Raw genomic sequence first — 23,301 nt, forward strand, 5'->3', positions numbered from 1 at the left:
CGTCGCAAGAGTTGGGCATCATGGTTGACATGTTGCCCGCCGCCGTCACTGCCGGGGATCTGCCACTGGAGCTCGAGGCGCTGCAAGCCTTCGCACTCGAACAGAACCGGCTCGCATGCGTGTTGTGGGAGCAACTGGAGAGCCTTCAGCATCAGATCGCACAACTCAATCGCGCACGCTTCGGCGCGAGTTCTGAGCGCCTGGCGGGTCAGGCCGAGTTGTTTGACGCTGCCTTAGATATTCCCGTTCCTCCCGAGCCGGCGAAGGTTCAAGTCACGGGGCACACCCGGAAGGGACGCCCCGCGTTGCCAAAGGACTTGCCACGCACGCGCATCGAATATGACTTGAGCGACGAGCAGAAGGCCGCATTCGACGCGCTTGAGCGCATCGGCGAAGAGCGTAGCGAGACGCTGCACTACGAGCCATCAAGGCTCACGGTCATCGAACATATCCGTTTCAAGTATGCAGCGAAGAAGGATGGCGAGTCGACCATCGTGACGGCGAGCGCTCAACCTTCGCCGCTGCCCAAGAGTAACGCGAGCGCGAGTCTGCTCGCGAACATCCTGGTCAACACCTACGTCGATCATCTCCCGTTGAATCGGCAGGAGATGCGCTATGCGCGCCGTGGCATTCACCTGCCGCGGGCCACGCTGTGCGAATGGAAGCTGGCCGCAGCAGAATTGCTCGCTGCGCTTATGCCACCGCTGCGTGCGCATCAGTTGCAGGCGCCGCGCATGCACGTCGACGACACGACACTGCCTTTGCTTGAGAAGGGCCGCAAGACCACCCGCACTGCTCGATTATGGGGCTATCTGGGTGCGGGCCAACGCGAGGAGAACGGCGTTTGGGTAGATCACCCTCCGGCGGTCGTGTTCGAGTTCGCTGAATCACGCGCGGGCTCGCATCCGCAGGGTTACCTACGAACTTACAAGGGCTACTTGCAGGCCGACGCATACAGCGGGCACGAGGCCCTCTACGAAACCGGCGACATCATCGCGGTCGGTTGTTGGGCGCATTGCCGCCGTCGGTTCTTTGAAATCGCCAAGACCCAAAGCAAGCCGGGACTCGCGGCACAGGCGCTGCAATGGATCGCCCAGCTATACGCCATTGAGTCGCGAATCAACCATCAGACCCCTGACCGCAAATACGCGGCGCGGCAAGCGGAGGCATTGCCGGTACTGGCGAAGTTCCGTCAATGGCTGGAAGGCAACGCCATCGGTTTGCCGACTCAGGCACCGCTCGCCAAAGCGTTTGGCTACGCGCTACGTCATTGGCAAGCGCTGATTCGCTACACTGAGAGCGGTGTTCTGTTACCGGACAACAACGCGTTGGAACGGCAAATCCGGCCGATTGCTCTTGGAAGAGTCAACTGGACCTTCGCGGGCTCGCCGCGAGGCGCTCGTGCGACGGCCACCATGTATTCGTTGCTTGGCACGGCTCGCTTAAACGGTTTCGAACCGTATGCATGGCTGAAGGAAACACTGGAGAAGTTGCCGTCGTATTCCGTCAATCGCGTGCACGAACTGCTGCCGCTTGCCCGCTAGCTACCCCGACATTTATGGACATTCTGGATTCCCTTCGGCAGGCGCCCAGCGCCGAGTTGTATCGCCTCTATCTGACCATCGGCAAAATGCTCGATGACCCCCGACGCATTCTCGAAGTCCGTCAACGACTGCACATCGGCATGACCGTCAGATACATCGGTGACAATCCGTTGGGACCCCCTTCGGAAGGCACTATCACCGAGCTGCGACATACGCAAGCGGTCGTACAGGACAACGTGACTCGACGCCGATGGGCAGTGTCGTATGCGGCGATTCTCCTCGATGCCACCGCAGCCCCAATTCAAAAGGAAGCGCCGCCACCGCGCCCGCGTCCCGAAGAGTTCTTCATCGGCGACACCGTGGGATTCACCGACAAGCATCTAAACGAGCGTGTCGGCACCGTCGTCAGGCTGAACGCCAAAACGGCGTCGATCGCCGTGACAGACTCCGAAGGACACTGGCGCGTCTCGTACGGTCTATTACGGAAAATCCTCGATATTTGATTGAAGCCCTGTCAACACGGGATGCGCTGACGGATACGGAACAAAGCTCGTCCATCGCACGACGCGGCGCCTGACGCTAACGAACGAGGGAGAGGCGTACCTCGCGACCTGTCTGCGTGTGCTCGGAGACCTAGATGAGACGGAGAGTTTCCTGACTACTGGCCGTCAGGAGCCGGTCGGAAGAGTTCGAATCGAACTCCCCGCGACATTTGGCCGGCGTCATGTCCTACCGTCACTGCTTCGGCTCGCATCCCAGCACCCGCGCCTGGACTTTTCCACGAATTTCAGCGAACGTCTGGCGGACCTTATCGGCGAAGGCGTGGATGTCGCCGTTCGAATCGGCCGCTTGAAGGATGATGCCGACATCGCAGCGCGACGGCTTGGCGAGCAGCGGCTGGTCATTTGCGTCGCGCCTGACTACCTAGACCGCTACGGAGCGCCGAAGAACAGAGAGGAACTGCTGACCCACAACTGCATCGCCGGCTTGCAGCGAGGTCAGCGTGCGGCCTGGTTGCTCCGAAATGAGGCAGGTGAATTCGAACTCACGCCTGTCACGGCTCGTCATGAATGGGGCGACGGCGAAGCGATGCTTAACGCTGCGCTTGCCGGATGCGGCGTGGCGCAACTGCCGACCTGGCTCGTGGGCGAACATATACGGCGTGGAGAGCTGGTGGAGATTCTCAGCAATCTGTCCGGAGGAGAGATGCCTGTCCATGTGATCTGGCCACGAACGAAGTATGTGCAACCGCGCGTGCGTGTAGTGATCGACGAACTTGTTCGTCTCGCTAACGAAGATAGCTCCGGCTTCAAGCCGTGAAAAATGTCAGGTCATCTTTTAACAATGTTACGACGCCGGCACGACCATCACAAAAGTCGTCGTGCGGTCCGGGGAATCGGTACTGTATACCCGCGCGCTCGCCTATGTCCCGGTCAGGTGAGGGTTCGCCTGCAGAATCAAATAAATCGCTGGCCTGCTTGGCATAGGAGATAGCAGGCGGTGCTTGAAAATCACTTCCATGATTGACTGCAGTACAGCCGGGAGTGGGAATGGGGGCCTGCCGCCGCGACACGAGTGATATTGGATTGAATCGGGCAAGCGAATCTCGCCGATTGCCCCAACAAACCCGGCGTCGCTCGAATCGCGCACCATGCGCGGGCCAGACGTTCAATGGTTTTCAAGCTCCTTCAACCGCTTGTATAGATATGAGCGAGACATTCCAAGCGATTCTGCAACGCGCTTCTTGTTTCCGTTGTGCTCTGCCAAGGCTTGCTTAATCAAGTCGAGTTCCACCTTCTCCTTAGCGACCCGAATACCTGCCATGCTCAGCGATGGACGGGGAGCGAGATCGGGATAGCCGGAAGGCTCAAGGTCGGATTGAACCGACGATTGTTCGAAGTTATCTACACTGAGGTACTCGGTGTCCGAGAAAATTGCGGCTCGCTCGATGGCATGCTGCAACTGTCGAATATTGCCGGGCCACGGACGCTGTTGAAGATGAAGTATCACGTCTGGTTGCAAAGACTTTTTTGTCATCCGATGGCGGGTGGCGAAATCGTTGAGGAATTTATCCGCTAGCAAGGGGATGTCGTCTAGGCGCTCTCTCAGAGGTGGTAGACGAAGCGTGACAGCACTGATCCGATAGAAGAGATCGAGCCGAAAACTGCTATCTTTAATCATGGCGTCGAAGTTGCGGTTACTTGCAGAAATGAGCCGAAAATCCGAGCGCATCGGGCGGCCACCTCCCAAGCGTTCGAAAGTGCCATCCTGCAGTACGCGCAGTAGCTTGACTTGCATCTCGAGCGGCATGTCGCCGATCTCATCGAGGAACAGGCTTCCCGTGTCTGCAAGTTCGAACTTGCCTTTGCGTCCCTTCTTATCGGCGCCAGTAAAAGCGCCGCCTTCATAGCCGAACAGTTCACTTTCTACCAGATTGGCGGGCATTGCTGCGGCGTTGACGAGGACTAGGGGTTTGTCGCTGCGACCACTGAGAAGGTGTATCGCGTGTGCTACCAGTTCCTTACCTGTACCGCTTTCGCCAACGAGCAAGACCGGTACGTCAAGCGGAGCAACACGAACGATGTCGTCCTTCAGGCGTCTCACCAATTCACTGTCTCCAACGATTTGGTCAAGCCCGTATGCGCGATTACGCATGCCTGACAGTTCGCGCTGGTAGAAAGCCAGTTCCTGACGCACTCGTGCCAATTCGACGCTCAGTTGCTCAATTGCTTCCGGACCTTTGAACATAACCTGGCCAATCGCGCCAACGCAGTTCTGATCGCGATCGAAGATAGGTGTGCGCGTTACGACGCGCGTAATCCCGTTCATCTCCTGCACCTGTCCAATCTCGCGCTTTCCGGTTTTCGCGACTTCCGGTAGCCGGGTGTTCTCGATTACCTCAGTGACGGGCCTTCCCGTCCCAGCTCCGTGGCGCAATCCAAAGAATCGTTCGTGTATTGGGCTGATGTAGCGAAGTGTTCCTTCCTTGTCGACTACGGTGACCGCCTCGTATGGGTTGGTGACGAAGTGGCGCAGAATTTCGTCAGAAAAATCTACGCTGGCGATGAATTCAGATAACTCGTCGCCTTGCTCGCCAAGAAATAAGAGAAAGCACGCGCCTTGGGCCGTGCTAACGGTCGCTACGGTCAGGGGCCGCTCCGATTCGTTGAGAGCGAACATACGCTTAAGCGGCGTTGTTGCTCGCCGTTGCCAGCGAGTGGTGACAGCATCAATAACGGATGTATCACTGCCCAATCCGGCAGCAAATCGCACCTGGCCCGCTGTGTCGAGCACCAGCACGCCGGTAGTAGGGTGTCCCACGTCCCCTCCCTTAGATGTGTTTTTGTGTATTCCAAGTGTAGTCGAAAACACACAGAGTCTCGGTGAGTGTCCTCATTGATGGACACATTTCTTTCGCTATTTATTTTTGCGACGCAGCATTTTTCAACTTACAGACAGCGCGGAGCGCTTTAATAGTCGCCTCTATCGGAAAGTTGCGACGCAGCATTTCCCAAGTTGGCACGGTTGTCGCATAAAGAGAGCAAACAACAGAGACACCGCAATGAGCCCATTAGACACACTTCCGACCGCAGCAGGTACCACCGGACTTGAACTTTTAAAGGGAGTTCGAGTGTTAGACCTGACGACCTCCATTGCCGGACCCTACGGAACACAACTACTAGCCGACCTTGGCGCAGAAGTAACTAAGGTGGAGCGCGTCGGCGCTGGCGATGATACACGCGCATGGGGGCCGCCGTTTCTGGATGGGGAATCACTTTGGTTTCTCAGCATTAACCGCAACGTATCCGTCAGCGCAACCCGTCTTGAGTGTCCGAGTGCACGATGCGAAGGTTTCGGCATCGTGGTGATTGGAGTGGTGCGATGGACGACGACGTGATGGGGAGAACTGCCGTGCGAACGGGCGCTCGGCGCCCCCGCCAAGGCGAGGCGTTCTGGCGAGAGATGGTGGCAGCATGGAAGATGAGCGGCGTTGGCACTCGGCGCTTCTGCCGCGAACAAGGCCTGGCCGTCAGCACTTTCGGGTTGTGGCGCAAGAAGTTTACGGGCGAGACGCCTGCAACGATTCCGCTGGCTGTGACGGCCGACGCCGCGTTTGTCGTCGCTCGCCTCGAAGGTGAGCCTGCGGCGACACCATCAACTGCGTCGGCCGATACGTCATCGTTGTCAACGCGTGATCGCGTCACCTTATCGATCGCCGGCGTTCGCATCGAAATGAGCGGCGTGCATGCGGAGCGCATTGTGCGCTTCGTGCTCGGACAGCTTGGCGGTACACGGTGCTGATCGCCGCTGACGTTCGAGCTTACATATGCCGCGAGCCGGTCGACATGCGCAAGTCGATCGACACACTGTCGTATCTGGTCGAACCGCTGCTTGCGCAGAAGCCAAGTTCAGGCAACTTGTTCGTGTTCGTCGGCCGTGACCGCAAGAAGGTGAAGTGTCTCTATTGGGACCGTACCGGCTTCGCGCTTTGGTACAAGCGGCTCGAACTTGGGCATTTTCCATCGCCCGCGGCATTGGCACAGCGCGGTTTCACGCTCGCAGAGCTCAATGCATGGCTTGAAGGTATAGAGATTCCGGCGCGCGAACCTCATCGCGCCGTCGCCGTGACGCGCGTTGCGTAAGCGCCTGAATCGCGCGTAATTCAGGGCTGGCGACGCTTGTAAACGTCGCAAGAGTTGGGCATCATGGTTGACATGTTGCCCGCCGCCGTCACTGCCGGGGATCTGCCACTGGAGCTCGAGGCGCTGCAAGCCTTCGCACTCGAACAGAACCGGCTCGCATGCGTGTTGTGGGAGCAACTGGAGAGCCTTCAGCATCAGATCGCACAACTCAATCGCGCACGCTTCGGCGCGAGTTCTGAGCGCCTGGCGGGTCAGGCCGAGTTGTTTGACGCTGCCTTAGATATTCCCGTTCCTCCCGAGCCGGCGAAGGTTCAAGTCACGGGGCACACCCGGAAGGGACGCCCCGCGTTGCCAAAGGACTTGCCACGCACGCGCATCGAATATGACTTGAGCGACGAGCAGAAGGCCGCATTCGACGCGCTTGAGCGCATCGGCGAAGAGCGTAGCGAGACGCTGCACTACGAGCCATCAAGGCTCACGGTCATCGAACATATCCGTTTCAAGTATGCAGCGAAGAAGGATGGCGAGTCGACCATCGTGACGGCGAGCGCTCAACCTTCGCCGCTGCCCAAGAGTAACGCGAGCGCGAGTCTGCTCGCGAACATCCTGGTCAACACCTACGTCGATCATCTCCCGTTGAATCGGCAGGAGATGCGCTATGCGCGCCGTGGCATTCACCTGCCGCGGGCCACGCTGTGCGAATGGAAGCTGGCCGCAGCAGAATTGCTCGCTGCGCTTATGCCACCGCTGCGTGCGCATCAGTTGCAGGCGCCGCGCATGCACGTCGACGACACGACACTGCCTTTGCTTGAGAAGGGCCGCAAGACCACCCGCACTGCTCGATTATGGGGCTATCTGGGTGCGGGCCAACGCGAGGAGAACGGCGTTTGGGTAGATCACCCTCCGGCGGTCGTGTTCGAGTTCGCTGAATCACGCGCGGGCTCGCATCCGCAGGGTTACCTACGAACTTACAAGGGCTACTTGCAGGCCGACGCATACAGCGGGCACGAGGCCCTCTACGAAACCGGCGACATCATCGCGGTCGGTTGTTGGGCGCATTGCCGCCGTCGGTTCTTTGAAATCGCCAAGACCCAAAGCAAGCCGGGACTCGCGGCACAGGCGCTGCAATGGATCGCCCAGCTATACGCCATTGAGTCGCGAATCAACCATCAGACCCCTGACCGCAAATACGCGGCGCGGCAAGCGGAGGCATTGCCGGTACTGGCGAAGTTCCGTCAATGGCTGGAAGGCAACGCCATCGGTTTGCCGACTCAGGCACCGCTCGCCAAAGCGTTTGGCTACGCGCTACGTCATTGGCAAGCGCTGATTCGCTACACTGAGAGCGGTGTTCTGTTACCGGACAACAACGCGTTGGAACGGCAAATCCGGCCGATTGCTCTTGGAAGAGTCAACTGGACCTTCGCGGGCTCGCCGCGAGGCGCTCGTGCGACGGCCACCATGTATTCGTTGCTTGGCACGGCTCGCTTAAACGGTTTCGAACCGTATGCATGGCTGAAGGAAACACTGGAGAAGTTGCCGTCGTATTCCGTCAATCGCGTGCACGAACTGCTGCCGCTTGCCCGCTAGCTACCCCGACATTTATGGACATTCTGGATTCCCTTCGGCAGGCGCCCAGCGCCGAGTTGTATCGCCTCTATCTGACCATCGGCAAAATGCTCGATGACCCCCGACGCATTCTCGAAGTCCGTCAACGACTGCACATCGGCATGACCGTCAGATACATCGGTGACAATCCGTTGGGACCCCCTTCGGAAGGCACTATCACCGAGCTGCGACATACGCAAGCGGTCGTACAGGACAACGTGACTCGACGCCGATGGGCAGTGTCGTATGCGGCGATTCTCCTCGATGCCACCGCAGCCCCAATTCAAAAGGAAGCGCCGCCACCGCGCCCGCGTCCCGAAGAGTTCTTCATCGGCGACACCGTGGGATTCACCGACAAGCATCTAAACGAGCGTGTCGGCACCGTCGTCAGGCTGAACGCCAAAACGGCGTCGATCGCCGTGACAGACTCCGAAGGACACTGGCGCGTCTCGTACGGTCTATTACGGAAAATCCTCGATATTTGATTGAAGCCCTGTCAACACGGGATGCGCTGACGGATACACCGCAACAAGGAAAGTTTGACGCTCGATATCAAGCAGCCGGAGGGACGGCACATTCTCGACCAACTCCTAGCTACGACAGACGTAGTTGTGGTCAACGTGGTTCGAGACGTTCAACGAAGGCTTGGACTGGACTTCGAGTCGCTGAAAACCCGATACCCGAAGCTGATTCATGTGGCACTTACAGGGTTTGATTCGCACGGTTCACGGGCCAATCTGCCATGTTACGACCTCATCGCGGAGGGATATTCAGGGGTGATGGACCTTACCGGAGAGAAAGAATCTGGCCCGCAGAAAGTAGGCACGCCGGCAGCAGACCTGCTTGCCGGTCAGGACGTTGCTTTGGCAACTGTCGCAGCCCTGTTTGAGCGGCAACGGACAGGTCAGGGCAAGAGCATTGATGTTTCGATGGTAGCCAGCATGGTCCGATTCATGGCCCCTCGCGTTGTTCCTTATCTTGGGTCGGGTGAGCGCATCACTCGGTCGGGAGGTCGAGACTCGGTCATTGCCATCTATCAGGTCTTTGAGACCGCGGATGAGCCGATCACTCTCGGGCTAGGCAACGACGCCATATGGCAGCGTTTCTGGACGGCGGTAGGGAAACCGGAATTTGGCGCTTCAGCGTCGCTCGCGACGAATGCAAGCCGGCGGGCTCAGCGCGCAAGTATCGTAGAGGCGATTCAATCATTGCTCGTGACTCGCGAGCGCCACTACTGGTTAGCGTTATTTAACGAAAACCGAATTCCGGCAGGTCCGATAAATCGAGTGGACCAGGTTGTAGAGGACGAGCACCTTCTGTCCGAAGGACTGTTCTATTCGGTCGAAGGAGTGGGGGGCAAAGTCCCGCAGGTTGGTCTGGGTATTCGCTTCGATGGCAAGAGTGATGTGCATCGCCGTGCTCCGCCAGTTCTCGGTGCCGACACCGAACGGGTCTTACGCGAGCGCTTGGGCATGTCAGACGTTTGCATTGCAGGGCTTAAAGATCGTCAAATTGTTTGAATCTTAGAACGGAGACAAAGATGAAATTCGAAGAAATCTTGTATCAGGAAGACGGTCCCATCGGCACGATTACGCTGAATCGTCCGCACGACGGAAACATGTTTACAGAAAAGATGTGTCACGAGATCCGCGACTGCATCGAACTCATCCGTCGGGAAACCCGCACGCGGGTCGTGGTCATCACAGGTGCGGGGGACAAGTTCTTTTGCACGGGTGGCCGAAAAGATGGCATGGAAGACTCGTTGCTCTACGCGGGGGTGCTCCCGACGCTGGAGATGTACGAGAGCATCGACCGCTTGCAAAAGCCCGTTATCGCGTCGGTAAATGGCTTCGCGGTTGGCGGTGGAAACGTACTGCAGGTCGTATGCGACGTCACCATCGCGAAGGAAAGCGCCGTCTTCAGGCAGGTTGGTCCGATGGTCGGCAGTTTCGACGCCGGTTACGGAACGTGGTACCTAGAGGACCTCGTCGGAAAGAAGCGTGCGAAGGACATCTGGTATCGGAACCCGAAGATCAGCGCACGGGAAGCACTCGAGTGGGGTCTCGTCAACATGGTTGTGCCAGATAACGAATTGAAGGACGCGACTCGCAAGTACGCTCTCGAGATTGCGCAACGTGGATCGTTGGCACTTGCGTCGATCAAGTCAGCCTTCAACGCGCGGCATGGCGGCGTGAGCGGGCTGTCCCGGATGTCGCATGACATTCTGCTGCGCGGCTACCTTGAATCCGATGAGCACGCCGAACTCGCATCGGCATTCTCCGAGCGCCGTGAGCCCGATGCGTCTAAGTTTGGTCACTGACCAGCCTTCTCATCGACTTTCGGACGGACGCCATGCAAAACATACTGACGCTTCACAATCCCCAAAGGGCGCGGGAATACTATCTGACGGGCGTGTGGCAGCAGGACACGCTGTACAGCCTCGCGCGTCGTCATACCCGCGAGCGGCCTACGGCTTACGCGCTGCGGGACGCTACCCGGCGGCTCACGTGGCGTGAAGTCACTGAATGGGTCGACAGTGTCGCAGAGTCGTTGCATCGCGGCGGGCTGCGACCGGGTGACCGAGTTGGGGTGTGGCTCCCGAACGTCATAGAAACGGTCATTATCTTTCTTGCGTGCTCGAGAAATGGCTACGTTTGTGCGCCGTCCTTGCATCAAAACTATACCGTTGAGGAAATTGCAACTCTGCTCGAGCGCATCCAGTGCAAGGCGTTTTTTGCGGAGCGCGAGTACGGAGCCAATGGTCGCGAGCAGTCCATCTTCGAGCGAGCGGAGTCCATTCCCGGACTTTTGATGGTCTTCGATCGTCAGGCTGAGTCAGACAATCTAGGGCAGCTGCCTTTCCCCGAAGGAACCCCTCCCTCCGTGCTGCTTGCCCCCGATCTGGATGCAGACAAGATCGTATATCTTGCGTTCACTTCAGGGACGACAGGCGCACCCAAGGGCGTAATGCACAGTGACAACACGCTTCTAGCCAACGGTCGCGCGCTTGCAGCGGACTGGGGGCACTCAAGCAATACCAAGCTGCTTTCTCTAAGCCCGATGAGCCACCATATCGCGACCGTGGCGATTGAGCAGATGTTAGTGGCGGGCCTCGAGTTGATCATGAGCGATCCTACGAAAGGCGCGTCCGGTTTTGATTGGATTGTCGAAACAGAAGCGGACTATGTGATGGGTGTCCCGACGCATGCAATGGATGTTCTCGCAGAGCTGCGTCGACGTGACATTGCTACTCTTGGAAGCGTGAAGACGTTTTATATGGCGGGGTCAGCGATTCCGCGTGACATCGCGCAGCGCTTCATGAGCCTCGGTATCACGCCGCAAAATGTCTATGGCATGACCGAGAACGGCTCGCATAACTATACGCGCCCCAGCGATACCGCAGATACCATCGTCTCCACGTGCGGGCGCCCTTGCAACGGCTACGAAATCAAGCTTTGGAAGCAGGACAACATCGATGTCGAAGTGGAGCCCGGAGAGATTGGCGAGATTGGTGGGCGCGGCGCCGTTCTCATGCTCGGCTACTTTAACAATCAGGCGGCCACTGAATCTTCCTTCAATCGAGACGGTTGGTTCATGAGCGGGGATTTGGGTGTGTTGACCGAGACTGGATGTCTGCAGATTGTCGGCCGCAAGAAAGACCTGATTATTCGCGGCGGCCACAACATCTTTCCGGCGACTATCGAAGAACTTGCAATGCGTCACGCCGATATCGACCGTGCTGCCGCATTTCCCGTATTTGATGAGCGACTCGGCGAGAAAGTCTGTCTGGCGATCGTCCCGAAATCGGGAACGATCGTCAGTGCTGAATCGATGCTCGACCATTTGGCGGAAGCCGGCTTGTCGAAGTACGACATGCCCGAGTACTTCGCCTCGCTGGATGTGTTTCCACTCACGGCGAGCGGAAAGATTCTGAAACGGGAACTGGTGGATTGGGTGAAATCAGGTGGCCTTTCTCCCGAAGCGGTTCGTTACCGCGCGAAGTCCACTACAGGAGGTTGAATTGTCAGTCACGCTCAACATCATTGACGGCCTGGCATTGGTAGGCCTGAACCGTCCTGAAGCACTCAACGCTTTGAGCTTCGCTGTTCTCAATGAGCTCTCTACAGCCTTTGACGAGGTTGCACGTACCGATGCTAGAGCGCTCGTGATTACTGGGAGCGGGGGCAAGGCATTCTGCGCCGGCGCGGATATCAAGGAGCTCATGGGAAGAGACCTTGTGGCCCAGCGAGACGGAGCCGAACTCGGACAGGCGACGTTTTCAAAGCTGGACAAGCTGCACATTCCGTCGATCGCGGTCGTCAATGGCTACGCATTTGGCGGCGGACTCGAACTTGCGATGGCCTGCACGTTCCGGATCGCCACACCCAACGCGAAGATGGGTTTGCCAGAGATTAAGTTGGGGCTCATTCCAGGCTATGGCGGAACGCAACGGCTGCCGCGCCTGGTCGGTCAGGCGCGGGCGCTTGAAATCATACTTTCCGGCAAAAGCATCGACGCGGTTGAAGCGGAACGCATCGGTCTGATCAACCGGATTGTCGAGGGTACCGACCCGGTAGCGCTGGGGCGCGAGTTTGCTGCTCAGTTTGTTGGGTATAGCCGCTGTGCGACGCTTTTCGCAAAAGAGGCGATACAGCGGGCCGCGGAGGTCAGCCTTCAAGATGGTTTGAAGGTTGAGGCCGACCTGTCAACGTTGGCTTACCAGACTGCGGATGCCGCAGAGGGTATGAACGCCTTTGTTGAAAAGCGCAAACCTGCTTTCAAGGATCAATGACATGAACAAAGGCTGCATCCTCGTAACCGGCGCAAGCAGAGGGATCGGCGCCGCGATCGCTGAAGCGCTGGCAAACGACGGCTTCGCGGTGGGTTGTCTCTCACGCTCCGGCGCACTTCCGACTCGGGACATCTCAGACCCCGAAGTTCGTGCGCGCTTCATTACCGCGGAATGCGACGTAACAAGCTACGAATCGGTCAAGTCGGCTATCGCAGAAGTTATGCGCCGAGCCGACGGACCACTCGTCGGTCTGGTTAACAATGCGGGCCTCCATATGGACGGAGACGCAGAGTCTCAGTCCATCGGCGACTTCGAAAAAGTTATGTCGGCGAACGCCAGTTCTGTGTTCATGACGAGCCAGCTTGCATATCCCTATCTTTGTGAGGGCGGGAGCGGGACGATCGTAAATATCGGCTCCTTCTTCGACAAGCTTGGCGTCAAGCGTAACGCCGCATATTGCGCATCGAAGGCAGCCGTCGGAGCCATTACACGCTGCCTGGCCGTGGAGTGGGCAAGCCAGGGAATACGCGTTCACAACGTTGCCCCCGGGTACATTGCCACCGATTTGAATAAAGAGTCGCTTCAAAGCGGTCCGCTCAGCCGGTTCCTCGCGAAACGGATCCCCACCGGTGCGCCTGGTGCCTCCGAGGATGTAGCCCAGTTGGTAAGGCTGCTCTTCACAGTCCCTGGCGGCTTCATGACGGGCGAGACGCTGTACTTGGACGGCGGACAAGGCATGGCGCTCTAGGCGTCCATGAATCGGCACAGATAGTATCAAGGCGATTTCAACGATGAATGTACTTGAAAGACTTGACGCGAGCATCACGTTATCCGACGAAGAAAAAATGATCGTTGATAGCGTGAAGTCGCTGGCCCGTGAACAAATTGCGCCGCGCGCGGCGGAGTATGACCGCACAGGGGCGTTTCCGTGGGACAACATCAAAGGCATCAATGAACTGGGCTTGAATGCGATGTTTATCCCGGAAGAGTATGGCGGGGCGAAGCTCTCCTTCACCTGCTATGCCGCATGCGTGAGGGAAATCTCGGCGGCGTGCGCTTCGACCGGCATCGTGTGGGCGACCAACTTCCACGCCATTAAACCGCTCGTCGAGTTTGGAAACGAGGAACAGAAGGCGAGGCTTTTGCCACGGATTGCAGAAGGTGGTCTCGCTTCTCTCGCAATCACCGAGAACGGTGCCGGTTCAGACGCGACGGGCATGCGGACAACGTTTACGCCAGATGGCGACGACATCGTCATCAACGGCAGTAAGGTCTTCATTACCAATGGCGACGTGGCGGACTTGTATTTGCTGTTTGGCAAGTGGTCAGAGATCGACAACGGCAAGGACGCTATCTCAGTACTCGTTCTGGAAAAAGGAACAGAGGGAATGTCGGTCACCGGAACCGAACACAAGATGGGCACGAGAGCATCGAGCACGGCGGCGCTGTCGTTCGACAACTGTCGCGTACCGCGCGCTAATCTCATCGGCCAGCCGGGTGACGGGCTGCGAATCCTATTCGGTTCTTTGAACCGTTCGCGTCCGAGTGTCGCCGCGCATGCCCTTGGCATAGCGCGGGCGGCGTTCGACGACGCGACAGCATATATCAACGAACGAAAGCAGTCAGGGCGAAAGATCATCGAGTTCCAAGGGATTCAATTCATGCTGGCCGATATGGCTGCTGAACTGGTTCTTTGTGAATCGCTGTTGTGGCAGGTAGCGGGCAGGGTGGACGGTGGCGAAACCGACATCGGAATCGAAGCATCGATTCTTAAAATGCGCGCGACGGACGCCGCAATGCGGATCACGACTGACGCTGTGCAACTGCTTGGTGGCTATGGTTACTGCGCAGACTATCGAGTGGAAAGGCTGATGCGTGACGCCAAGATTACTCAGATCTGGGAGGGCACTAATCAAGTCCACCGCCAGCTCATCGGTCGCAGCTTCATCGAAAAATAGGAGACTCACATGACATCTATCAAAACCGTGGGCGTTGTTGGTGCCGGCACAATGGGCGTAGGGATTGCTATCGTCGCCGCGCGCGCAGGATTCGTCACGCGAGTTTATGACACGCGGGAGGACGCGCTCGCTCGCGCACGTACGCAGACAAACGCTTTTCTCGACACGTCTGCACAGCGTGGCAAGCTCCCAGCCGACTCGATCCCTGAGATCATGTCCCGCTGGCACGGGACGACGCAGATCGAGGAGCTCAAGGATTGCGACATCGTAATCGAGGCGGTGTTTGAGGACCTGCGTGTAAAGCATGATCTGTTTGAGCAGCTCGACTCGATTTGTCCGGCTCATGCGCTCTTCGCATCCAACACCTCAACTATTTCCATTACTGAAATCGCGGGTGGGTCGGGACGGCCGGACCGATTTGTCGGTATGCACTTCTGCCTCCCTGCGCAGTTGATGAAACTGATTGAAATGTCCGCCGGGCTCACTACAAGCGCTGAAACATTTGATGAAGCCTGGAAATTTGCGCAGGCTCTGGGTCAGACGCCGGTGCGAACGCAAGACACCCCCGGATTCATCCTCAATTATTTCCTCATCCCTTTCAACAACGACGCTATCCGTCTGGTCGAACAAGGCGTTGCCGAGCCGGCAGACATCGATCTCGCAATTAAGACGGCGTTGGGATATCCAATGGGGCCTCTGGAACTCTTGGATCTGGTTGGGATGGACACGCAAAAACTCCTTTGCGCCGCGATGTACGAACTGACCAATGAGCCTCGCGCGGCATGTCCACCGTTGGTGCGTCGAATGATGGCTGCCGGGTGGCTCGGCAAGAAAGCAGGGCGAGGTTTCCATTCCTACAGTGACACGAAGATGTTTGGAGCATGACCATGAGCTACAAAGTAATTCAGTCTGGCGAGAGCCGCTCGTTTCCGTCTGCTCATCCGTTTGTCACGGCAGGAAATGAGGGACCTTCGATGGTCTTTGTAGGCGAAGCTGCGGGCACTGCATTTCGCGACGCTAGTGACCTGGCTCAAGATGCGCCATTCGTGGCGATTGAGCTCGGGACCGAATGTCTCGGTGAACATACCGGCGAGAACTCCGCAAAAGAAGGGTCGAACGTAGTCGGATTCGCACGCTTTCGGCTCGGTGACGCTGAGCCGAGCAATCTGATAGAGCTGGTTCGCCAACCCCAAACCGAACCCGAAGCGATTGCGCAAGCGCGTGCCGCCTTCGAGGCTGCTGGGTTCAAGGTCGCCGTCTGTGGTGATTTCCCTGGACGCATTGTTGACCGCCTGGTTAGGCCTTATTACAACGCTGCATTGCGCCGTCTCGATGAGAAACTGGCTACCGCAGAGGATCTGGACATGACGTTGCGTCTTGGACTTGGCTATCCGGAAGGACCGATCGCGCTACTGAATCGCACAGGCCTGAGTCACCATTGCGAAGTGTCCATGGCGCTCTATCGAGCGCTTGGAGACCCAGCCTATGCGCCGGCGCGTCGGGCGCAGGTAGCCCATCACCGTGTTGCGGGAGGCGAATGATGTCTCATCAGCCTCTCAGCGGGTTGAAAGTCCTGGATTTCAGTACGCTCTTGCCGGGTCCTTTGTGCACGTTGTTGCTTGCAGAGGCGGGAGCCGACGTCCTCAAGGTTGAGAAACTTGAGGGCGGCGATGATATGCGGTCGTACACGCCCCGCTGCGGTGACGATAGCGTCAACTTTGGCTTGTTGAATCGTGAAAAAAGGTCGATCGCGATCGACTTGAAGTCCGATGAGGGACGAAAATCGATACTCTCCCTCGTTAACGAGGCTGACGTGTTGGTTGAGCAGTTCCGGCCGGGGGTCATGAACAGGCTAGGGCTTGGCTTTGAGGCGCTTGTTCAGTTGAATCCAAGGCTCATCTACTGTTCGATTACGGGGTATGGCCAGTCAGGGCCGAAGTCGAACCGCGCGGCTCACGATCTTAACTACATGGCTGAAAGCGGTCTGCTCGGATTGACGAGAGGGTCTGATGGCGCTCCCGTTCTTCCCCCTGTGCTGGTTGCCGATATCGCCGGCGGAGCTTATCCGGCGATGATGAATATTCTCCTCGCTTTGCGACAGCGCGAAGCGGACGGGCAGGGGCGGCATCTCGACGTGTCCATGTCAGACAACCTCTTCACGTTCGCGTATTGGGGGTTGGCGCAGGGCCTAACGGGAAACGGCTGGCCACGCCCTGCGGGCGAGCTTGTGACGGGCGGCACTGCGCGATATCAAATTTACTGCGCCGCAGATGGCCAGTATCTTGCCGCAGCTCCACTCGAGAACAAGTTCTGGCGCAATTTCGTAAATGAGTTGGGCCTGCCTGAACTTTCCACCGCTGAAGGCACCGGTGACGAGGTGAAAGAAAAGATTGCGTCCGTTATTCGGCAAAAGCCCGCGGCCTTCTGGCTAGACAAATTCGCTGGCGTAGACGCGTGCGTTGCTCGCGTCGTTGATCTCGAAGAGGCGATGGCGGATCAGCATTTTCAGCAACGCGGAATTTTTTCAGACAAGGTTCGGCTTTCCGGCGGCGAGTCAATATCCGCACTTCCTGTACCCGTCGATCGGCTGTTCCGCGCTAAGCAGGAGGTCATTGACGCTCCTGGCCTGGGCGCAGATGCGGCGTCCTTCCAAGACCCTGAGCGACGAGGTGACCAAGAATGAAGGCGCTCGTTGTTCGCAAATTTGGAGAACCGGAAGATGTTGACGTGGGAGAGATCGCTGACCCTGTATTGAGTGACGACTCCGTTTTGATTGACGTCCACTCAGCGGCTATCAACTATCCGGACTTGCTCGTTATTCGTGGCCGCTATCAGAATCTGCCTGCTTTGCCCTTCGCTCCCGGCAAGGATGCTGCAGGTGTGGTGCTCGCGGTCGGGCCAGCTGTCCGTCAAATCAAGCCAGGGGACAGGGTGGTGGCTCAGATGGAATACGGTGGCTACGCTTCGCGCGTCGCCGTTCCGGAGGCCAACTGTGAGTCGTTGCCGGAGAAGATGTCGTTCGATGACGCCGTGGCCATGGGCTTGCCCTTCCAGACGGCCTACTTTGCTCTATGCGAACGCGGTCGATTCTTTGCGGGAGAAACGGTGCTTGTCACCGGTGCGAGCGGTGGAGTCGGAGCGGCCGCGTTGCAACTGGTGCGCGCACTTGGAGGGAAGGCCATTGCGGCAGTCAACCGCCCCGAACAGGCGGCGCAGGCCCTTGCGGACGGAGCATCACACGTCGTCGACCTCTCGATGCCCGACGTCCGCGAGAGCTTGCGACGGCAGGTCCTGCAGGCGACGGGTGGCCACGGAGTGGATATCGTTCTCGATGCGCTCGGTGGAGATGTGCTTGGTGCCGCACTTCGTGCACTTGCGTGGTGTGGAAGGGCGGTTGTGATTGGCTTCGCGTCTGGTGAGATTCCGCAAATCAAAGCCAATTACTTGCTCGTTAAGAACGTTGAAGTTTCGGGCCTGCAGTGGAGCGACTATCGCGATCGGATGCCACAAAAGGTAAAAGAAGTTCAGCGGAGGCTCAATGAACTTCACGTAGCAGGCCATATTCGAGCTCGCATTGCGCTCAAAGTGCCTCTCGAGAGCGGGGTCCAGGCGTTGATGGCAGTCGAAGGGCGTGCTGTCTCGGGGAGGGCGATTCTTAGCTTCGAGTAACGAGAGAAGCATTCAAAGATCCAGCGTAGGACTCAATCGCCATCAATTAGGTATGCGAATAAAATTAATTGGATTCAGTGGCGTCGGCGGCGGAACGACTGACCGAACAGATACAACGAACTAAAATATGCAAGGAGACACAGAATGAAATCGCAACACTCATCCGTAACTCGGACGGTCATAAGCTTTCTGACCGCTTGTTCTCTTGTATCAGTGACGACTGTTAGCCACGCAGCCGATGCGGCTGCGGCGGGGCCGCTGCGCATCGGCGTCATCGTTGATATGAGCGGCGTGTATTCGGGCATTGGGGGTGCGGGGGGCGTAACGGCGGTCAAGATGGCGGTACAGGATTTCGGAGGCAAGGTCCTGGGCAAGCCGGTCGAAGTCCTTTCGGCCGACTATCAGAATAAAGTAGACGTAACCGCGACCAAAGTTCGTACGTGGTACGACCAGGATAACGTTCAGGTCGTTATTGAATCGACCGACTCAGCATCGGCCCTGGCGATGCAAAAGCTTGGTGCCGACAAGCGAAAGATCACCATCTTCGCCGGGTCTGCGACGACTGAACTTACAGGGAAACAGTGTTCACCGTATGGCGTCCACTATGTCTACGATACCTATTCCCTCGCCAACGGAACTGCACGTGCGTTGGCTAAGGCAGGCTATAAGCGCTGGTTCTTCATAACGGCTGACTACGCATTTGGGAATTCTCTTCAAGGCCAGGCTACGCGGGTAGTCAAGGAAATGGGGGCGACGTGGTGGGATCCGTGAAGCATCCGCTGTCGGCATCAGATTTCGCGTCTTATTTGTTGCAGGCACAGTCCTCGAAAGCGCAAGTCATCGCTCTGGCGAACGCGGGACGCGATACCCAGAACGCGATGAAGCAAGCCGCCGAGTTTGGGTTATCGAGAAACGGTTCAATCGTGGCGCCGCTGCTCATCTTCGACACCGACCTCAAGGGGATGGGTCTGAATATCGCGCAGGGACTTCAGTTCACCACCGCTTTCTACTGGGATCAAGATGAACAGACTCGAGCATTTGCGAAGAAATTCTACTCGGCGACGAACAAGATGCCGACTATGGTTCAAGCGGGTATGTACTCTGCGACGATTCATTATCTGAACGCTGTCCAGGAATCGGGAACAACGGACAGCGACAGAGTCATGGAGAAGATGCGTGCGACGCCAATCAGGGATTTCTTCGCGAAGGATGGTCGCATAGAGGCAAACGGCCTGATGGTACATGACATGTATCTGGCAGAAGCCAAAAAGCCATCGGAATCCAAGGGCGAGTGGGACTTGTTGAAGATTCGTTCCGTCATCCCAAAGGCTGAGGCGTTTGAGTCATTGGCTGATAGTAGTTGTCCACTCTTGAAGAAATAACGAGTAGTGCTTGGACTGACTTATCTCGCCAGACGGGCCGCTGATCCTGCCACTTAGTGACGGGTGTGATCAAAATTGCGCGGCGGACGGTTTGTCAGCCGGCAATTACGGCCACGGTAGCTTTACGAGAATCACGGCGACATTTAGCTCGGGCGTAGTTGCGGCGCCTGACGATCGTGTCGGAGAGTATGAAAAATTGGAGACAGTTATGAAAACGGTAAGCGTTGACGAAATCAAGGACGTATCTCGAGAAGGGACCACCGACGAGAAGCGGAGGAGCGCCATCAAAGGCGCTGTGTTCTCGGAATTTATCGATATGTTTGACATATATCTTCCGGTGATCATCCTCGCACCTATGCAGGCGTACTTTCTTCCAAAAAACGTGTCGGGAGGGCATCAGGCAATCTTGGAGTCGCTCGTATTCATCACCACGCTTCTCGGCCGTCCACTCGGCGCGATTATTTTCGGCCGCATCGCGGACCGGGTTGGTCGCCGCGCTGCCTCAATTGCTTCGGTGAGTGGCTTCGCTGTTGTCACGTTCATGATCGCATTGATACCCGGTTATGAGTCGATTGGGATCGCGTCGTATTGGCTTCTGGTGATTCTCAGGTTTGTCGACGGGATTTTCCTCGGTGGTGGCTACACTGGAGCATTGCCGCTCGCGATTGAATACTCCAAGAAGGAGCAACGCGGTTTGGTGGGAGGCTTGATTCTGGCAGGCTTCCCCGCGGCATACGTCGCAATCAATCTGCTCGCCATGATCATGTTTGCCGTCTTTCCGATGGATGGACCGCAGTCGGAATACGCTCGCTGGGGATGGCGGATTCCTTTCGTTCTCGGCGCCCTAATGGCGGCGCTGCTGGCTCTCTACTATGTTCGCAAGGTCGCTGAGTCTCAGGTTTGGAAGGGAAAATCGTCAGGGAAGCCACAAAACACGTCCGCTAGCCGCTTGGTAAACGGTCAGGCACGACGCAACCTCTTGCAAGTATTGTTGATGATGACCGGGTTCTGGCTTACGCAGAATATCGTTGGTCTCTTCCTTCCGACGGGAATTCTGCTTAAGACTCTGCATCTCACGCCGCTCCAGATGACGGGAACTCTGATGCTTGCGTACACCGTTTTGTGCTTTAGCTATATCGGCGCGGGAATGCTGGGCCAGCTAATCGGCCGCCGGACGATGCTGTCTCTTATTGGGGCTTTGACGACGACCGTCGGTGCTGGACTTTTTTATTTTCTTATCAATGCAAGTGGGATGGGGCTTCCGATCATCGTGCTGGTTGTCTGCGCACTTGCAATCACCGCTAGTTCGGCATGGGCGGTCATTGTCACCTACATCAACGAACGTTTCGCGACCGGGGTTAGAGCGACTGGATTTGGCGTCGGATATAGCTTGTCGGTCATCATCCCTTCGTTCTATGCGTTCTACATGAATTGGCTGAGCGCGATTATGCCCATGAAATACGCACCGGTAGCGCTTCTCTGCATCGGGGGGGCAATTGCGTGCATCGGTGCGCTCATGGGCCCGGAGACGAAGGACGTCGATCTCTGATCGTGATTCGCTTTTTAGCGTTGCATTGAAGGTGGTGCGGCGTCGAAGACTTTGTCGCACCTGTCGCGGGAAGCAGAAGCCCCTTCTAGAGGCATCGTAGTTGGAGAAAGACAATGAAGATTCTTGTAGCTGTGAAACGCGTGGTCGACTACAACGTGAAGGTCCGTACGAAATCGGATGGCAGCGGCGTCGATATCGGGAACGTGAAGATGTCGATGAACCCGTTCGATGAGATCGCTGTTGAAGAGGCGGTGCGCTTGCGTGAGGCCGGGGTGGCGACTGAAGTCGTCGCGGTCTCGTGCGGTGTGACGCAGTCTCAGGAGACGCTGCGTACCGCGTTGGCAATTGGCGCGGATCGCGCGATTCTTGTCGAATCGACCGAGGAATTTCAACCGCTGGCGGTGGCGAAGATTCTGAAGGCGTTGGTGGATACGGAGCAGCCTCAACTGGTGATCCTCGGCAAGCAAGCCATCGATGACGATTCGAATCAAACCGGTCAGATGCTTGCCGCTTTAGCTGGCCTGCCGCAAGCTACATTTGCGTCGAGGGTTGTCGTAGCCGATGGCAAAGCCACGGTGTCGCGTGAAGTCGATGGCGGTTCGGAAACGCTGTCGCTGAAGCTTCCCGCCGTGATCACGACCGACTTGCGCCTGAATGAACCGCGCTATGTGACGCTGCCGAACATCATGAAGGCGAAGAAGAAGCCTTTGGAAACGGTGAAGCCCGCTGATCTCGGTGTTGACGTGGCCCCGCGCCTAAAGACGCTGAAAGTCGCAGAGCCGGCCAAGCGCTCCGCTGGTGTGATGGTGCCGGACGTGAAGACATTGGTCGAGAAGCTGAAGAACGAAGCCAAGGTTTTGTAAGGGAGACGCACGAAAATGACGATTCTGGTTATTGCAGAACACGACCACACATTGATCAAAGCGGCGACGTTGAACACGGTTGCAGCGGCGACGAGGATCGGTGGCGACATTCATGTGCTCGTCGCGGGCTCGAACGCACGAGCCGCAGCGGATGCTGCCGCGAAAATCGCAGGCGTCTCGAAGGTGTTGCTCGCCGATGCCCCGCAACTCGCCGAAGGACTGGCTGAAAACGTCGAAGGCACGGTGCTGAATATCGCGAAGAGTTATTCGCACATTCTGGCTCCGGCCACCGCTTACGGCAAAAACATCGCACCGCGTATTGCCGCACATCTGGACGTCGCACAAATTAGCGACATCACGGCAGTCGATTCTGCTGACACCTTCGAGCGCCCGATCTACGCGGGCAACGCAATCGCGATCGTCCAATCGAGCGATCCGATTAAGGTGATCACGGTCCGCTCGACGGGTTTCGATCCGGTGGCGGCGGAGGGTGGAAGCGCATTGGTGGAAGAAATCGGAGTTGCTGCGGACGCTGGCATCTCGCAATTCGTGTCCCGCGAACTGACGAAGCAGGACCGTCCAGAACTCACATCGGCTTCGACCATCGTGTCGGGCGGTCGTGGCTTAGGCAATGGCGAGAACTACGCCAAAGTCCTTGAACCACTCGCGGACAAGCTCAGCGCAGCGCTCGGCGCATCGCGCGCTGCAGTCGATGCAGGGTTCGTCCCGAACGATTACCAGGTTGGCCAAACCGGCAAGATCGTTGCGCCGCAGTTGTACGTTGCGGTCGGAATCTCAGGCGCGATTCAGCACTTGGCGGGGATGAAGGACAGCAAAGTCATCGTCGCGATCAATAAGGACCCGGAAGCGCCGATCTTCAGTGTCGCGGATTACGGTCTGGTCGCCGATCTTTTCGTCGCGATTCCGGAACTCGTCGGAAGCCTTTAGGCTTTCTTCTAACGACAGACTAACAATCTACCGGAGCAAACGTGCGGACGACTTGTCACGAGGAAGTGCGGGCCGATGCAGCCCAACTTGCCAATAAGGAAGATGCCTCCCTCTGGCGATGGTTCTGCGGGCTGTACGACGAAGAGCGCATACGGTGGTGCAGATCTGCGCAGGGGTGGCTTGTGAGCATAGACCACAAACACCTCGCAACCGAACAAGACTTTGACGCAGCCATTCGAGTGGCACGGCAACGCTTCTTCTCCGGAGGTAGACAGAGACTAGGGAGATCCTCTCAATCGGTCGTCCGGTAAAGAAGGGGCAATCGGTGCTTGGCGATCCAGGGAACCG

General features: G+C 57.4%; 21 protein-coding genes and 2 pseudogenes. 22 read left to right on the plus strand and 1 reads right to left on the minus strand.

Annotation, left to right across the window (positions count from 1 at the left end):
• The first annotated feature begins 20 nt into the window (after positions 1 to 20).
• The 3 genes from ACEN42_RS32650 (at position 21) to ACEN42_RS32660 (ending at position 2,864) form a co-directional block, all read left to right on the plus strand.
• Positions 21 to 1,544, plus strand: coding sequence for an IS66 family transposase (locus tag ACEN42_RS32650; RefSeq protein WP_371882817.1), 1,524 nt, complete (start codon positions 21 to 23; stop codon positions 1,542 to 1,544).
• Positions 1,545 to 1,558: 14 nt separating this feature from the next.
• The gene (locus tag ACEN42_RS32655) at positions 1,559 to 2,047 is read left to right on the plus strand and encodes a hypothetical protein (protein ID WP_371882818.1); all 489 of its coding nucleotides are present in this window, start codon (positions 1,559 to 1,561) and stop codon (positions 2,045 to 2,047) included.
• A 118-nt stretch (positions 2,048 to 2,165) separates the two neighbouring features.
• Positions 2,166 to 2,864, plus strand: coding sequence for a LysR substrate-binding domain-containing protein (locus ACEN42_RS32660; protein ID WP_371882819.1), 699 nt, complete (start codon positions 2,166 to 2,168; stop codon positions 2,862 to 2,864).
• A 348-nt stretch (positions 2,865 to 3,212) separates the two neighbouring features.
• On the opposite strand, the gene ACEN42_RS32665 is transcribed toward ACEN42_RS32660, so the two are convergent.
• A complete protein-coding gene (locus ACEN42_RS32665; RefSeq protein ID WP_371882820.1) occupies positions 3,213 to 4,865 on the minus strand; it encodes a sigma-54 interaction domain-containing protein in 1,653 nt (550 codons plus the stop codon).
• Positions 4,866 to 5,106: 241 nt separating this feature from the next.
• Here ACEN42_RS32665 and ACEN42_RS32670 point away from each other — a divergent pair.
• From ACEN42_RS32670 to ACEN42_RS32760, 19 genes and pseudogenes are all read left to right on the plus strand, one after another.
• A pseudogene (locus tag ACEN42_RS32670) lies at positions 5,107 to 5,346 on the plus strand (CoA transferase); the annotation flags it as partial.
• A gap of 80 nt (positions 5,347 to 5,426) precedes the next feature.
• Positions 5,427 to 5,846, plus strand: coding sequence for an IS66 family insertion sequence element accessory protein TnpA (locus ACEN42_RS32675; RefSeq protein WP_371882815.1), 420 nt, complete (start codon positions 5,427 to 5,429; stop codon positions 5,844 to 5,846).
• Positions 5,847 to 5,890: 44 nt separating this feature from the next.
• Positions 5,891 to 6,187 (plus strand): IS66 family insertion sequence element accessory protein TnpB, encoded by a 297-nt coding sequence (gene tnpB / locus ACEN42_RS32680; RefSeq protein ID WP_371882816.1) that lies wholly within the window; start codon positions 5,891 to 5,893, stop codon positions 6,185 to 6,187.
• A gap of 63 nt (positions 6,188 to 6,250) precedes the next feature.
• Positions 6,251 to 7,774, plus strand: a complete 1,524-nt coding sequence (locus ACEN42_RS32685; protein WP_371882817.1) for an IS66 family transposase — start codon at positions 6,251 to 6,253, stop codon at positions 7,772 to 7,774.
• A gap of 14 nt (positions 7,775 to 7,788) precedes the next feature.
• Positions 7,789 to 8,277, plus strand: coding sequence for a hypothetical protein (locus tag ACEN42_RS32690; protein WP_371882818.1), 489 nt, complete (start codon positions 7,789 to 7,791; stop codon positions 8,275 to 8,277).
• Between the two features lie 54 nt (positions 8,278 to 8,331).
• Positions 8,332 to 9,312, plus strand: coding sequence for a CaiB/BaiF CoA transferase family protein (locus tag ACEN42_RS32695; protein ID WP_371882821.1), 981 nt, complete (start codon positions 8,332 to 8,334; stop codon positions 9,310 to 9,312).
• Between the two features lie 20 nt (positions 9,313 to 9,332).
• Complete coding sequence (locus tag ACEN42_RS32700; protein ID WP_371882822.1) at positions 9,333 to 10,112, plus strand: enoyl-CoA hydratase-related protein; 780 nt, start codon at positions 9,333 to 9,335, stop codon at positions 10,110 to 10,112.
• 32 nt (positions 10,113 to 10,144) lie between these two features.
• Entirely contained in the window at positions 10,145 to 11,812 is a 1,668-nt protein-coding gene (locus ACEN42_RS32705; RefSeq protein ID WP_371882823.1) for a class I adenylate-forming enzyme family protein, read from the plus strand.
• A 1-nt stretch (position 11,813) separates the two neighbouring features.
• Entirely contained in the window at positions 11,814 to 12,584 is a 771-nt protein-coding gene (locus ACEN42_RS32710) for an enoyl-CoA hydratase/isomerase family protein (protein WP_371882824.1), read from the plus strand.
• A 1-nt stretch (position 12,585) separates the two neighbouring features.
• Entirely contained in the window at positions 12,586 to 13,332 is a 747-nt protein-coding gene (locus ACEN42_RS32715; RefSeq protein WP_371882825.1) for an SDR family NAD(P)-dependent oxidoreductase, read from the plus strand.
• A 43-nt stretch (positions 13,333 to 13,375) separates the two neighbouring features.
• Positions 13,376 to 14,542, plus strand: a complete 1,167-nt coding sequence (locus ACEN42_RS32720) for an acyl-CoA dehydrogenase family protein (protein WP_371882826.1) — start codon at positions 13,376 to 13,378, stop codon at positions 14,540 to 14,542.
• A gap of 9 nt (positions 14,543 to 14,551) precedes the next feature.
• Positions 14,552 to 15,427, plus strand: a complete 876-nt coding sequence (locus ACEN42_RS32725) for a 3-hydroxyacyl-CoA dehydrogenase family protein (RefSeq protein ID WP_371882827.1) — start codon at positions 14,552 to 14,554, stop codon at positions 15,425 to 15,427.
• Positions 15,428 to 15,429: 2 nt separating this feature from the next.
• Entirely contained in the window at positions 15,430 to 16,083 is a 654-nt protein-coding gene (locus tag ACEN42_RS32730) for a 3-hydroxyacyl-CoA dehydrogenase family protein (protein WP_371882828.1), read from the plus strand.
• Complete coding sequence (locus tag ACEN42_RS32735) at positions 16,080 to 17,225, plus strand: CaiB/BaiF CoA transferase family protein (protein WP_371882829.1); 1,146 nt, start codon at positions 16,080 to 16,082, stop codon at positions 17,223 to 17,225. Before ACEN42_RS32730 ends, ACEN42_RS32735 begins: the two co-directional genes overlap by 4 nt.
• Positions 17,222 to 18,211, plus strand: coding sequence for an NADPH:quinone oxidoreductase family protein (locus ACEN42_RS32740; RefSeq protein WP_371882830.1), 990 nt, complete (start codon positions 17,222 to 17,224; stop codon positions 18,209 to 18,211). The genes ACEN42_RS32735 and ACEN42_RS32740 overlap by 4 nt, the downstream gene beginning before the upstream one ends.
• A 144-nt stretch (positions 18,212 to 18,355) precedes the next feature.
• Positions 18,356 to 19,593 (plus strand): annotated as a pseudogene (locus ACEN42_RS32745) (ABC transporter substrate-binding protein).
• A gap of 208 nt (positions 19,594 to 19,801) precedes the next feature.
• Positions 19,802 to 21,142: an MFS transporter gene (locus ACEN42_RS32750; protein WP_371882831.1), complete on the plus strand. Its 1,341-nt coding sequence runs from the start codon at positions 19,802 to 19,804 to the stop codon at positions 21,140 to 21,142.
• 113 nt (positions 21,143 to 21,255) lie between these two features.
• Positions 21,256 to 22,005 (plus strand): electron transfer flavoprotein subunit beta/FixA family protein, encoded by a 750-nt coding sequence (locus ACEN42_RS32755; protein WP_371882832.1) that lies wholly within the window; start codon positions 21,256 to 21,258, stop codon positions 22,003 to 22,005.
• A 15-nt stretch (positions 22,006 to 22,020) separates the two neighbouring features.
• Positions 22,021 to 22,953: an electron transfer flavoprotein subunit alpha/FixB family protein gene (locus ACEN42_RS32760; protein ID WP_371882833.1), complete on the plus strand. Its 933-nt coding sequence runs from the start codon at positions 22,021 to 22,023 to the stop codon at positions 22,951 to 22,953.
• The last annotated feature ends 348 nt before the right edge of the window (positions 22,954 to 23,301 follow it).

Origin of the sequence: Caballeronia sp. S22 (assembly GCF_964261745.1) — a bacterium.
GTDB classification, from domain to species: Bacteria; Pseudomonadota; Gammaproteobacteria; order Burkholderiales; family Burkholderiaceae; genus Caballeronia; species Caballeronia jiangsuensis.

Coding starts and splice junctions, on each gene's coding strand:
- tnpB (WP_371882816.1), top strand. CDS start 5,891: ATGCGCAAGTCGATCGACACACTGTCGTATCTGGTCGAACCGCTGCTT.
- ACEN42_RS32685 (WP_371882817.1), top strand. CDS start 6,251: ATGGTTGACATGTTGCCCGCCGCCGTCACTGCCGGGGATCTGCCACTG.
- ACEN42_RS32755 (WP_371882832.1), top strand. CDS start 21,256: ATGAAGATTCTTGTAGCTGTGAAACGCGTGGTCGACTACAACGTGAAG.
- ACEN42_RS32705 (WP_371882823.1), top strand. CDS start 10,145: ATGCAAAACATACTGACGCTTCACAATCCCCAAAGGGCGCGGGAATAC.
- ACEN42_RS32650 (WP_371882817.1), top strand. CDS start 21: ATGGTTGACATGTTGCCCGCCGCCGTCACTGCCGGGGATCTGCCACTG.
- ACEN42_RS32750 (WP_371882831.1), top strand. CDS start 19,802: ATGAAAACGGTAAGCGTTGACGAAATCAAGGACGTATCTCGAGAAGGG.
- ACEN42_RS32655 (WP_371882818.1), top strand. CDS start 1,559: ATGGACATTCTGGATTCCCTTCGGCAGGCGCCCAGCGCCGAGTTGTAT.
- ACEN42_RS32730 (WP_371882828.1), top strand. CDS start 15,430: ATGAGCTACAAAGTAATTCAGTCTGGCGAGAGCCGCTCGTTTCCGTCT.
- ACEN42_RS32735 (WP_371882829.1), top strand. CDS start 16,080: ATGATGTCTCATCAGCCTCTCAGCGGGTTGAAAGTCCTGGATTTCAGT.
- ACEN42_RS32720 (WP_371882826.1), top strand. CDS start 13,376: ATGAATGTACTTGAAAGACTTGACGCGAGCATCACGTTATCCGACGAA.
- ACEN42_RS32700 (WP_371882822.1), top strand. CDS start 9,333: ATGAAATTCGAAGAAATCTTGTATCAGGAAGACGGTCCCATCGGCACG.
- ACEN42_RS32740 (WP_371882830.1), top strand. CDS start 17,222: ATGAAGGCGCTCGTTGTTCGCAAATTTGGAGAACCGGAAGATGTTGAC.
- ACEN42_RS32725 (WP_371882827.1), top strand. CDS start 14,552: ATGACATCTATCAAAACCGTGGGCGTTGTTGGTGCCGGCACAATGGGC.
- ACEN42_RS32715 (WP_371882825.1), top strand. CDS start 12,586: ATGAACAAAGGCTGCATCCTCGTAACCGGCGCAAGCAGAGGGATCGGC.
- ACEN42_RS32690 (WP_371882818.1), top strand. CDS start 7,789: ATGGACATTCTGGATTCCCTTCGGCAGGCGCCCAGCGCCGAGTTGTAT.
- ACEN42_RS32760 (WP_371882833.1), top strand. CDS start 22,021: ATGACGATTCTGGTTATTGCAGAACACGACCACACATTGATCAAAGCG.
- ACEN42_RS32675 (WP_371882815.1), top strand. CDS start 5,427: ATGGACGACGACGTGATGGGGAGAACTGCCGTGCGAACGGGCGCTCGG.